This is a genomic window from Bosea sp. PAMC 26642, from assembly GCF_001562255.1.
Lineage (GTDB): Bacteria > Pseudomonadota > Alphaproteobacteria > Rhizobiales > Beijerinckiaceae > Allobosea.
Genome location: NZ_CP014301.1, coordinates 4264490 through 4276952 on the forward strand (window position 1 = coordinate 4264490; position 12463 = coordinate 4276952).

The 12463-nt window shown below is 66.5% G+C and carries 9 protein-coding genes; 7 read left to right on the forward strand and 2 right to left on the reverse strand.

The annotated features are described in order from the left end of the window. The first annotated feature begins 392 nt into the window (after nt 1-392). The 7 genes from dnaA (at nt 393) to gyrB (ending at nt 10546) form a co-directional block, all read left to right on the forward strand. Nucleotides 393-1880: a chromosomal replication initiator protein DnaA gene (gene dnaA, locus AXW83_RS20520; protein WP_066620946.1), complete on the forward strand. Its 1488-nt coding sequence runs from the start codon at nt 393-395 to the stop codon at nt 1878-1880. Between the two features lie 159 nt (nt 1881-2039). Then, a complete protein-coding gene (gene dnaN / locus AXW83_RS20525) occupies nt 2040-3155 on the forward strand; it encodes a DNA polymerase III subunit beta (RefSeq protein ID WP_066620949.1) in 1116 nt (371 codons plus the stop codon). A gap of 15 nt (nt 3156-3170) precedes the next feature. After that, nucleotides 3171-4298, forward strand: a complete 1128-nt coding sequence (gene recF / locus AXW83_RS20530) for a DNA replication/repair protein RecF (RefSeq protein ID WP_066616595.1) — start codon at nt 3171-3173, stop codon at nt 4296-4298. Nucleotides 4299-5054: 756 nt separating this feature from the next. After that, nucleotides 5055-5708: a methyl-accepting chemotaxis protein gene (locus AXW83_RS28305; RefSeq protein WP_442855255.1), complete on the forward strand. Its 654-nt coding sequence runs from the start codon at nt 5055-5057 to the stop codon at nt 5706-5708. 84 nt (nt 5709-5792) lie between these two features. Then, the gene (recQ, locus tag AXW83_RS20540) at nt 5793-7625 is read left to right on the forward strand and encodes a DNA helicase RecQ (RefSeq protein WP_066616600.1); all 1833 of its coding nucleotides are present in this window, start codon (nt 5793-5795) and stop codon (nt 7623-7625) included. Between the two features lie 62 nt (nt 7626-7687). Next, on the forward strand, nt 7688-8005 hold the full coding sequence (locus AXW83_RS20545) for an Rdx family protein (RefSeq protein WP_066616603.1): 318 nt from the start codon (nt 7688-7690) through the stop codon (nt 8003-8005). Between the two features lie 117 nt (nt 8006-8122). Continuing rightward, nucleotides 8123-10546, forward strand: a complete 2424-nt coding sequence (gyrB, locus tag AXW83_RS20550; protein ID WP_066616605.1) for a DNA topoisomerase (ATP-hydrolyzing) subunit B — start codon at nt 8123-8125, stop codon at nt 10544-10546. A gap of 56 nt (nt 10547-10602) precedes the next feature. On the opposite strand, the gene AXW83_RS20555 is transcribed toward gyrB, so the two are convergent. Both AXW83_RS20555 and AXW83_RS20560 read right to left on the reverse strand, forming a co-directional pair. Next, on the reverse strand, nt 10603-11493 hold the full coding sequence (locus AXW83_RS20555) for a glutaminase (RefSeq protein WP_066620951.1): 891 nt from the start codon (nt 11491-11493) through the stop codon (nt 10603-10605). Between the two features lie 124 nt (nt 11494-11617). Then, nucleotides 11618-12391 carry a class I SAM-dependent methyltransferase gene (locus AXW83_RS20560; RefSeq protein ID WP_082767286.1) on the reverse strand — a complete coding sequence of 258 codons (774 nt, stop codon included), beginning with the start codon at nt 12389-12391 and terminating at the stop codon, nt 11618-11620. Nucleotides 12392-12463 lie beyond the last annotated feature (72 nt).

The following is a 12463-nucleotide window of genomic DNA, read 5'->3' on the forward strand; positions in this document are numbered from 1 at the left end:
CGCCCTGTAAGGTCTTTTCATCGCCGGTCGGGCAGCAATGACCGCCGGGGATTTCCGAAAGTATCGGTGTTTGGCTCGCGACCGGAGGAGGGTTGGAGGATGCTGCCTTTTGTCTTGATGCGTTGAGATGAAACGCGGCCTCGTTCATCGGCGGGCCTTCCAAGCGTAATCGATCAGACCGGGATTTGCCGAACCTGTGGGGCAGGAAGCGCCACACGGGACCGGCACCCCCGTTCGCAAGTCACAAGTGTTGGCGCAGCGGCCGCATCGCGGCCGCTGAAGATCCGGCACGATCAGATTTTTCAAGATGGGGCAGATGGATGTTTGAACGGCAGGACAGGGGCGAGGGCATCGATGTAACGGCGGTTGCGACGCCGGTCGTCGCGGCTCTGATGGCGGAGGCGAACGACGTGCACATCAGCCAGGCCGTGCCGACCGAGGCGTTTCTCACCGAAGCCTGGGATCGTGTCAGGCGGCGCCTGCGGGCCGAACTCGGCGAAGACGTCTTTTCGAGCTGGTTCGCCCGCGTCGAACTCGGTGGCATCGCCGACGGCGTCGCTTATCTGACCGTTCCCACCCGCTTTCTGAAGAGCTGGCTCGAGGCGCACTACGCCGAGCGGCTGCGGGTCAACTGCACGGCCGAGCTTCCGGCCCCCAATGGCTTGGTCCTGTCGGTGCGCCAGGTGTCGCGCGAGGCGGCCCCGATGCCCGGTGCCTCCTCCGTCCTTCCGGTGCGTCAAGCCGCTAGGCCCGGCTCCGCTGCCGTCGAGATGCGCTTCGCCGGCGCTCCTCAGCCGGCCGTCGGGAGCGAAGCGCCGGGCGAACGCGATCTCGTCGATGCCTGCGGCACCTCGCTTGACCGGCGCATGAACTTCGAGAGCTTCATCACCGGAAAATCGAACCAGCTCGCCTTTGCGGCGGCCGAGCGGATCGCGGCGGCCCCCGCGGGTTCGGCGCCCTATAATCCACTGTACATCCATGCCGGAGTTGGCCTCGGCAAGACGCATCTTCTGCAGGCGATCGCCCAGGAGGCACGCAATGGCGGCAAGCGCGTCGCCTATTTCACCGCAGACCGCTTCATGTACGGCTTCGTCGCGGCGCTGAAATCGCAAACCGCGCTCGCCTTCAAGGAGAAGCTGCGCGGCATCGACCTGCTCGTCGTCGACGACGTTCAGTTCATTCAGGGCAAGTCGATCCAGCAGGAGTTCGGTCACACCATCAATGCGCTGATCGACGCCGGCAAGCAGATCGTCGTGGCGGGAGACCGCCTCGCCAATGATCTGGAGGCGCTCGACGAGCGCATCCGGTCGCGGCTCGGCGGCGGGCTCGTGGTTGAGGTCGGCGATCTCGACGAGACCCTGCGCGCGAAGATCCTGACCTCGCGGCTGGCGACACTGCAGGCGGCTCACGCCAATTTCCAGGTCAATCCCGAGGTGGTGACCTATGTCGCCCGCGTCGTCGCCACCAATGGGCGCGATCTCGACGGCGCCGCCAACCGCCTGCTGGCGCACGCCACGCTGTCGGGCCAACCGGTTACGATGGAGACGGCCGAGGCCGCGATCCGCGATCTGGTGCGCACCCGCGAGCCGCGCCGCGTCAAGATCGAGGATATCCAGAAGCTGGTCGCGACCCGCTACAATGTCAGCCGGGCCGATATCTTGTCGGAGCGCCGCACGGCGGCCGTGGTCAAGCCGCGCCAGATCGCGATGTATCTGTCGAAGGCGCTGACGCCGCGCTCGCTGCCGGAGATCGGCCGCCGCTTCGGTGGACGCGACCACACCACCGTGCTGCATGCGGTGCGGAAGATCGAAAAGCAGATCACCGAAGATCGCTCGCTGCATGACGAGGTCGATCTGCTCAAGCGGATGCTGCAGGAATGAGCGACCGCGCCGCTTGCCGCGTTCGGCAGGCGGCGTTTTGACTGTGATTGCCGATCGCGACGCCCTTGCGCCGCTGGCACGCCTCCGGCAATGTCGCGGGCCATTCCGCCGCCCGCGCAGATCGCGTTCGGGCGCAAGCACGCCAGAAGACTGAAGACGATGAAGGTTACCGTCGAACGCTCCACCCTGCTGAAGTCGCTGGGCCACGTGCATCGCGTGGTGGAGCGCCGCAACACGATCCCGATCCTGTCGAATCTGCTTTTGAGCGGCACCGAGGCCGGCCTGAAGCTGAAGGCGACCGACCTCGATATCGAGGTCGTCGAGACGGTGCCCGCCGACGTGGCCGAGCCCGGCGCGACGACGGTGCCCGCGCACACCCTATACGACATCGTCCGCAAGCTGCCTGACGGCGCGCAGGTTTCGCTGGAGACGACCGGCGAGACCGGGCTCGTGCTGCGCTCGGGCCGCTCGCGCTTCCAGCTCCAGACGCTACCGGAAAGCGACTTTCCCGACATCACAGCCGGCGAGATGGCGCATCGCTTCACGCTGCCGGCAGGCGAGTTCAAGCGCCTGATCGACAAGACGCAGTTTGCGATCTCCACCGAGGAGACGCGCTACTACCTCAACGGCATCTATCTCCACGCCATCGAGGTCGAAGGCCGCAGCCTGTTGCGCGCCGTCGCGACCGACGGCCACAGGCTCGCCCGCGTCGACATGGCGGCGCCCGCGGGGGCTGCCGGCATGCCCGGCGTGATCGTGCCGCGCAAGGCCGTCGCCGAGATCCAGAAGCTGCTGGAGGATGGCGAGAGCCAGGTGACGATCGAGCTGTCGGCGACCAAAATCCGGGTCGCGACGCAGGACGTCGTGCTGACCTCGAAGCTGATCGACGGCACTTTCCCGGACTACCAGCGCGTCATCCCCAGCGGCAACGACAAGCGGCTGACCGTCGACCGGGGCGATTTTGCGGCCTCCGTCGATCGTGTTTCCACGATCTCGTCGGAGCGTGGCCGGGCCGTGAAGCTCTCCATGGCCGATGGCCGCATGACGCTCTCGGTGACCAACCCGGATTCTGGCTCGGCGACCGAGGAGATCGAGGTCGATTATGATGCGAGCCCGCTCGATATCGGCTTCAACGCCCGATATCTGATGGATATCGCAGCGCAGCTAGACGGCGATACCGCCCTGCTCAAGCTCGCCGACCCTGGTTCGCCCACCGTGATCCAGGACCGCGAGGGGGCCTCGGCGCTCTATGTGCTGATGCCGATGCGCGTCTAGGCGCAAAGCTCGCCAGTGGCCGCCGTCGCGCGCCTGATCCTTCAGGATTTCCGCTCCTATGAGGCCCTCGACCTTCTCGTCGAGGGCCAAATCGTTGCGCTCGTCGGCGAAAACGGTGCGGGCAAGACCAATATCCTGGAAGCCCTCTCGTTGTTCGCGCCCGGCCGCGGCCTGCGCCGCACCGATCTACCTGACATGGCGCGCCAGGGCGGAGCGGGCGGCTTTGCCGTTTCGATCGCGCTTGGCGAGGATGGCCATCGTCTCGGCATGGGTCTGGGCCCGGCCGATGTGGAGGGCAGGCGATCCCGCCTGTCGCGGATCGACGGCGTCGCAGTGGGCTCAGCGCTCGCCTTCAGCGACCATCTGCGCATCGTCTGGCTGACGCCCGATCTCGACGGGCTGTTCCGTGGCTCGGCCGGCGAGCGCCGCCGCTTTCTCGATCGCCTGGTGCTGGCGGTCGACCCCGGCCACGCCACCCGCTCGAACGCGCTGGAGCGGGCGCTGCGGTCGCGCAACCGCATCCTCGAGGAAACACCGCAGGAGGGGCAATGGCTGGAGGCGGTCGAGCGCGAGATCGCCGAACTCGGTGTCGCGGTCGCTGCCGCGCGTGCCGAGACGGTGGCGCGGCTGTCGGCGATCATCGGCGAGACAGCCGACGACGCCTCACCGTTCCCGCACGCATCCATCGCACTCGAAGGCGAGATCGATGCCCTGGTGATGAGCCGCTCGGCCTTGGATGCCGAGGACGGCTATCGGCTGCTGCTGCGCCAGGGCCGACCGCGCGACCGTGCGGCGGGGCGCACACTGGTCGGGCCGCAGGCGTCGGACCTCAAGGTCCGTCATGCGCAGAAGAACCTGCCGGCCGAACTCGGCTCGACGGGCGAGCAGAAGGCGCTGCTGATCGGGCTCGTCCTCGCCCATGCGCGGCTCGTCGCGGCGATGAGCGGGCTGCCGCCATTGGTGCTGCTCGACGAGATCGCCGCGCATCTCGACCCGCGCCGGCGCGCTGCGCTCTATGACGGGCTGATCGGGCTCGGCTGCCAGATCTGGATGACGGGGGCCGACCCGGCGCTGTTTTCCGATTTGCCTGCCGGAGCGCTGCGGCTGGCAGTGCAGCCGGGACATATTTCGCCGATCGACTAAACCGAGTTGCGTCGGCAGGTGCTGCACGCCCCGATTGCGGCCTTGAGGGATGCTTAACCAGTTTTAGCTACTGTTCGGGCGATGCAACCCGCCAGACCAAGCTTCTCAGCGTCGGAATCGAGAATCGCAAGCCGTCTGCTTGAGATTCTGGAGCCGCATTTCGATGCCTCGGTGCGCAAGCTCTATATCCAGAAGTTCGGCAACCCGGCGATCGTCCGCCAGCCCGAGACCTATCTCGACGAGGCGATGAAATACCGCCGCTTGTTCCTGCTGGAGATGGACGACGAATATGTCGCCGCCAAGCTGCGGATCGTGACACGGGCAAACAGCAAAAAGGTCAATCTGGCCGATTATCCCCAGTTCTTCGCCGAGGATTTTTCCAAGTTTCTCAGCGTGATCGTGGCGCGCTGGAAACGGCGCTGGGGACCGGTCGACGAAGCCTTGAGCGTCTTTTCCAGGCTGATGCTGACGGATATCTCGTTCTCGCTCGCCTGCTTCGACGAAGCGATCGAGGTCGAGATGGGCGAACGCCTCAACGGCATCGAGAGCGCCTTTCGCAACGGCATCGCCGAGCGTATTTCCGCCATCGAGGCCCGAATGAGCGACGTCTCGGGTTTTTCCAGTCATCTCTCGGCGAAGGCGAGCGAAACCCTCTCGGCCGTCGGAATGACGCAGCGCCGGCCCGAGCAGGTCGCAGCCTCTGTAGCCGAAATCGTGGCGGCGACGCGCGCCTTCGGTTCCTCCTGTTCCGAGATCATGATCGAAACCGCCACCTCCAGCACGGCCGCCGACGAGGCGGGCGCGGAATGCCGCGGCATCACGCAAAACGTCGCCATGCTGCAGCAGGCGAACGAGCGCATCGCCAGCGTGGTGGAGATGATCCGCAACCTCGCCGCCCAGACCAATCTGCTTGCGCTCAACGCCACGATCGAGGCTGCGCGGGCCGGCGAAGCGGGGCGCGGCTTCGCCGTCGTCGCTGCCGAGGTGAAGACGCTGGCGACCGCGACCAATGGCGCAACCGAAACGATCCGCCACGGCGTGAACGAGGTCGTCAGCGCGGGGCTCGCGATCGACAGCGCCGTGGCGCAGCTGACGCTGACCATGCAGGCGATGCAGGACAGCGCCCGCGTCGTCGCCCATTCCGCCGCCGACCAGGCCGGCCGCATCAATGCGATCGCCGCAAAAGCCGAAAGCTCGTCGGAAGGGGTCGACGCGATCGCCCGCAACGCCGCCTTGGTCGAAGGCCTTGCCGGCGAGGCCGCCACGCTGGCGCATCAGATGGACGAGCGCGTCCAGGCGACCTCGGCGCTGACCCGCGAACTCGAGCGCTCGATCGGCACCTTCCTCGGCGATGTCGCGCAGGCACGGGCCGACAAGCATCGCCCCGCTGTCCACAAGCTGGTTCGATAAATCCTCTGGATCGGCTGCGGTTGAGCCGGTGTGGCCTGTGCCCCGGCTGGCCATCCGCTCGCGTTTCCGGCAAACCCCTTGCCCATGCCGCAATCCCGCGAATCAGACGCCCGCGCGATCCTCAAATCCGTCTTCGGCTATGACGATTTCCGCCCCGGACAGTGGGAGGTGATCGAGGCCGCGCTCGATGGCCGCGACGTCTTCGCCGTGATGCCGACGGGCTCGGGCAAATCGATGTGCTATCAGCTGCCGGCCCTCGTCGCCGGCGGTTTGACGCTGGTGGTCTCGCCGCTGATCGCACTGATGCGCGATCAGGTCGGGCAATTGACCCGGGCCGGTGTCGCCGCGGCCTCGCTCAATTCCATGAACACCGAATCCGAGGCGACCGAAGCCTGGAACAGGCTCAACGCCGGGGATCTGCGACTGCTCTTCGTCTCGCCGGAGCGGCTGGCCGGCGAGGGGTTGGTCTCGCGGCTGCGCCGGCTCGGCGTGACGCGGCTCGCCATCGACGAGGCCCATTGCGTCTCGCAATGGGGCCATGATTTTCGGCCTGAATACCGCCTGCTCGCCAAGGCGCGCGAGGCGCTGGGCGGTGTGCCGGTCACGGCGCTGACCGCGACCGCCGACCGTCAGACGCGCGAGGACATCGCCCAGCAGCTCTTTCCTAAGCTGCCGCACAGCGTCGTCCATTCCTTCGACCGGCCCAATCTCAAGCTCGCCTTCGCTCCGAAGGACCAGCCGCGCCGCCAGATCGCGGATTTCCTGAAGCGCCATCGCGGCGGCTCCGGCATCGTCTACTGCTCGTCGCGCAACCGCACGGAAAAGCTGGCGCAGGGCCTGAGCGAGCTGGGCTACAAGGCTTATCCCTATCATGCCGGGATGGAGCAGACGCAGCGCAACAGAAACCAGGACATCTTCCTGCAGGAGGACGGCGTCGTCGTCTGCGCCACGATCGCCTTCGGCATGGGCATCAACAAGCCCGATGTCCGCTTCGTCATCCATGCCGACATGCCGGGCTCGATCGAGAGCTATTACCAGGAGATCGGTCGTGCCGGTCGCGACGGCCTGCCCGCCGACACGCTGACGCTCTACGGCACCGAGGACATGGCGCTGCGGCGGCGCCAGATCGACGAGAAGGCGATCGACGACGAGCGCCGCAAGATCGAGCACAAGCGCCTCAACGCGATGATCGACCTGTGCGAATCCGCGCTCTGCCGGCGCAGCGCGCTGCTCTCCTATTTCGGCGAGGAGACGCAAACCTGCCGTCACGGCAATGCGCCGATCCGCTGCGATCTCTGCGGCAGCGAAACGGTCCTGACCGATGCGACGCTCGATGCGCGAAAGCTGCTCTCGGCGGTGGCGCGCTCGGGCCAGCGCTTCGGAGCGGCCCATCTCGCCGACATCCTGACCGGTACGATGAGCGAGACCATCCGGCGCCAGAACCATGACGGACTGAAGACCTTCGGGGTCGGCAAGGACAAGGCCAAGAGCGCCTGGACCGCGCTGACGCGAAAACTCTTCGCGGCGGGCGCTCTGGCCGAGGCCAGCACCGAGCATGGCGGCTTCGCGCTGACGGAGAAGGGCGAGGACATCCTGTTCGGTCGCGAGGCGATCGCGCTGCGCCAGGACTCGATTGCGGGCCGACGCAGCCCGGCCGAGAGGGCCGCAGCCCGCGCCGACGGGCTCGACGAGGGCATCGCGGCGCTGTTCGAGCATCTGCGCCAGCTCAGGCTCTCGATCGCCCGCGAGGAGGGCGTGGCGGCCTATATCATCTTCACCGACCGGACCCTGATCGCCATGGCCCGCGCCCGGCCGGCGGGCCTCGACCAGATGCGTGCGATCGAAGGCGTCGGCGAACGCAAGTTGACGCAGTATGGCGAGGCCTTTTTGGAGGCGATCGCCGGGTTCAACGGATAGCTGAAGCCGCTCGCGAACAGGCAAGGCTTGCCTGAACTGGCGCTTTCGGCGAGAAACCGGGCATGACCAGCAAAACGCCGCCCCGCATCGCGATCACCTACTGCACGCAGTGCCATTGGTTGCTGCGCTCAGCCTGGCTGGCGCAGGAACTGCTCTCCACCTTCGTGGACGATCTTGGCGAGGTCGCACTCGTGCCCGGGAAGGGCGGCGTCTTCCACATCACCTATGACGGCGAGACGATCTGGGAGCGGGTGGCTGAGGGTGGCTTTCCCGATTCCAAGGTGCTGAAGCAGCGCGTGCGCGACCGGCTCGATCCGACGCGCAACCTCGGCCATATCGACAGCGCGAAGGCCGAGCCCGTCGCCGGCTCGCGTTCCTGACGGATTCCCCTCGCGCACATGCGCGTGCACGCGTGAAAAAGCCGCCGGGAACCCCTATATTCGTGATACGAATCAAGACGATCGCGGGTGCATCGACGCCCGCCGAAGGACCAAGACATGTCTGATGCTGCCCGCGACCTCGAGGACGCCGCCTATGGCGCCGATTCCATCAAGGTTCTCAAAGGCCTGGATGCCGTTCGCAAGCGTCCCGGCATGTATATCGGCGACACCGACGACGGCTCGGGCCTGCACCACATGGTCTATGAGGTGGTCGACAACGCCATCGACGAGGCGTTGGCTGGCCATGCCGACATCGTCACTGTGACGCTGAATGCCGAGGGTTCGGTCACCGTGACCGATAATGGCCGCGGCATCCCCACCAATATCCACACGGAAGAGGGCATCTCGGCGGCCGAGGTCATCATGACCCAGCTCCATGCCGGCGGAAAATTCGACCAGAACTCCTACAAGGTCTCGGGCGGCCTGCACGGCGTCGGCGTCTCCGTCGTCAACGCGCTCTCGGTCTCGCTGAAGCTACGCATCTGGCGCGGCGGCAACGAGCATTTCATGGAGTTCCGCCACGGCAATGCGGTCGACCCACTGGCGGTGGTCGGCCCCGCCGGCGACAAGCGCGGCACGGAGGTGACCTTCACCCCATCCCAAGAAACCTTCACGATGATCGAGTTCGACTACAAGACGCTCGAACACCGTCTGCGTGAACTCGCCTTCCTCAACTCCGGCGTCCGCATCATCCTGACCGATGCCCGCCATGCCGAGGTGGTTCGCGAGGAGCTGATGTATGAGGGCGGCGTCGAGGCCTTCGTGCGCTATCTCGACCGCGCCAAGACGCCGATCATCTCCAGGCCGGTGATGCTGAGCAACGAGAAGGACGGCATCACCGTCGATGTCGCGCTGTGGTGGAATGACAGCTACCACGAGAACGTGCTCTGCTTCACCAACAACATCCCGCAGCGCGACGGCGGCACCCATCTCGCCGGCTTCCGCGCCGCGCTGACGCGCCAGATCACCGGCTATGCCGAAAGCTCCGGCATCCTGAAGAAGGAGAAGGTCGCGCTCACCGGCGACGATTGCCGCGAAGGTCTGACCGCGATCGTCTCGGTCAAGGTTCCCGACCCGAAATTCTCCTCGCAGACCAAGGACAAGCTGGTCTCGTCGGAAGTCCGTCCCGTCGTCGAGAACGTCGTCAATCAGGCGCTCTCGACCTGGCTGGAAGAGCACCCGCCCGAGGCCAAGCTGATCGTCGGCAAGGTTGCGGAGGCCGCAGCCGCCCGCGAGGCCGCCCGCAAGGCCCGTGACTTGACCCGCCGCAAGGGCGCGCTCGATATCGCCTCGCTGCCTGGCAAGCTCGCCGACTGTCAGGAGCGCGACCCGGCCAAGTCCGAACTCTTCATCGTCGAGGGGGACTCGGCCGGCGGCTCGGCCAAGCAGGGCCGCGCCCGCGAATATCAGGCGGTTCTGCCCTTGCGCGGCAAGATTCTCAACGTCGAGCGGGCGCGCTTCGACAAGATGCTCTCCTCCGAGCAGGTCGGTACGCTGATCACGGCGCTCGGCGCCGGCATCGGCCGCGAGGAGTTCAACATCGAGAAGCTGCGCTACCACAAGATCATCATCATGACCGACGCGGACGTGGACGGTTCCCACATTCGCACGCTGCTGCTGACCTTCTTCTACCGGCAGATGCCGGAGGTGATCGAGCGCGGGCATCTCTTCATCGCCCAGCCGCCGCTCTACAAGGCGGCGCGCGGCAAGTCGCAGACCTATCTCAAGGACGAGCGCGCGCTGGAGGACTACCTCGTCGAGACGGCGCTCGACGGCGCGGTGTTCAAGACCAGCGACGGGTCCGAGCGCGGTGGCGCCGATCTGCGCGGCCTGATCGAGGAGGCCCGCGGCATCCGCTTCACACTGGGACAGCTGCATTCGCGCTATGACCGCCGTGTCGTCGAGCAGATGGCGATCGCCGGCGCGCTGCATCCGCTGGGCGAGGACGACGAGGCCAAGGCCAATGAGGCCGCCGCCTATGTCGCCAGGCGTCTCGACGCGATCTCCGACGATCTGGAGCGCGGCTGGGAGGGCAAGGCCGCCGATGGCGGCTTCCAGTTCTCCCGCATGGTGCGCGGCGTGAAGCAGGTGGCGGCGCTCGATGCCGGTCTGCTGGCCAGCGCCGAGGCGCGCAAGCTCGACGCAACGGCGGCGTCACTGCAGGAGGCCTATGCCAAGCCCGGCGTGCTGAGCCGCAAGGGCGACGACCATGCCGTCAACGGCCCAACCGACCTGTTCGACGCCGTCACCGCCATCGGCAAGAAGGGCGTGTCGCTGCAGCGCTACAAGGGGCTGGGCGAGATGAACCCCGACCAGCTCTGGGAGACGACGCTCGACCGCGACGCCCGCTCGCTGCTGCGCGTCAAGAACGACCAGAACGACGAGGCCGACGACCTCTTCGTCAAGCTGATGGGCGATGTGGTGGAGCCGCGCCGCGAGTTCATCCAGAGCAATGCGCTGAACGCGACGGTGGATACCTGAGGCATCGTGTCGGGGTATGAGCGCGTGATCTTCCCGCCGCGCCCGGTTCTCTGACGTCACCCCGCCCCGAACACCGACCACCCCGTCGCCTCCGCCACGCGCTCCAGCGCGAGCGTCCCCAGCAGCGAATTGCCGCTGGCGTTGAGCCCCGGCGACCAGACCGCGATCGAGGCTTTTCCCGGCGCGATCGCAAGGATGCCGCCGCCGACACCCGACTTTCCTGGGAGACCGACGCGGAAGGCGAAATCGCCCGAGGCGTCGTAATGACCGCAAGTCAGCATCAGCGCGTTGATGCGGCGCGCCCGCTGAGCCGAGACGACGCGCGCGCCGCCGGGCTCGTAGAGACCGCCATGCATCAGGTAGCGCCCTGCCATGGCGAGTTGCCTGCAACTCATGGCGATGGCGCATTGATGGAAATAGACGCCGAGCGTGCGTTCGGGGGGCTGCGACAGATTGCCGAACGCCTTCATATAATTGGCCAGTGCAACATTGCGAAAGCCCGTTGCCTGCTCGGCGCGCGCCACGGCCTCGTCGATGGTGATGGTATCGTCATCTGCGAGATAACGCATGAAACGCAGCAATTCGCCGATCGCGACGCGCGGCTCGTGGCCTGCAAGATTGACGTCGGCAACGACGAGCGCTCCGGCGTTGATGAAAGGATTGCGCGGAATGCCCTGCTCGCGTTCGAGCTGGACGATCGAGTTGAACGGCGTGCCCGACGGCTCGCGCCCGACGCGGCGCCAGAGCGTATCGCCGATCTTGCCCAGCGCCTGCGTCAGGGCAAAGACCTTCGAGACGCTCTGGATCGAGAAGGCTTCCTGCGCATCGCCGGCGGCATGGACCGCGCCGTCGGCGGTGACGATGCAAAGCCCGAAGCGCCCGGGATCGATCGTCGCCAGCGGCGGGATATAGGTCGCGACCTCTCCACGCCCCGTTGCGGCAGCCATCTCGTCTGCGATGTCGCGGACCAGCCGCGCGATATCCGTCACGCCGCCAACCCCCTGCCCGTCGCGAACAGCAGCCAGACAAGCCCGCTCGGAAGGGGCAGGTCAAGGCGCCGGCCTAGCCGCCTCACGCCATCTGACGGTAGACCCAGACACGCGCCGGCGGGATGTTGCGCAGCACCCAGTCGGAGACGAAGGCCTTGAGGCCGGAGCCCTTGCGCGGAATCGGCGAGATCACCGAATAGGTGAACTGGATCAGGGGCGCGCCCGGTTGGAGCAGGCCGAAGGCATCCTTGGCGAGCGCGGCACGCATCGCAGGCGGCTTGTTGAACAGTGGCAGGCTGGAGACGACTGCGATCGCCTTCTCCTGCAGATGTCCCTGCAGCGTCGTCGAAAGCGCATAGGCATCGCCCTCGACTACCGTGGCGCGGGGAAAGCGTTTCCGCAGGAGGGCGCAGAATTCGGGGCTGTATTCGACCAGGATCAGCCGGGCCTCGTCGATGCCGTGTTCGATGAGCGCCTCGGTCACCGGGCCGGTGCCGGGGCCGATCTCGATAACCGGACCGTCGATCTCGGGATCGACAAAGGAAGCCATGCGTCGCGCCAGAAACGGGCTCGACGGTGTCACCGAACCGGTGCGCCGGGGGTCGTCGATCCAGGACTTGATGAACCGCGCCTCGTCGCCGAACTTTACGCGCGCCGCACTGACCCTCGTCTTAAGTCTCCCCGCCCTGCTGCGAACCTCATCCTCGACCTTGTAGCGCACGGCAGCGACCTTGAGGCGAGCTTCGGCCACGCTGTCGACGAAATCGGCGGCAGTCACGCGCACCTCATCCTCGATGCGCGCCGCGACGCTCGACCGGCCGCGCCCAGGCCTGGGGTGCTGGAGGAGTTGGGACATGAAACCTCTGACGTCGCCGCAACATGCCGCAACAATGACGATCGGGTGACGTTACCTTCCCGTCACATAGCG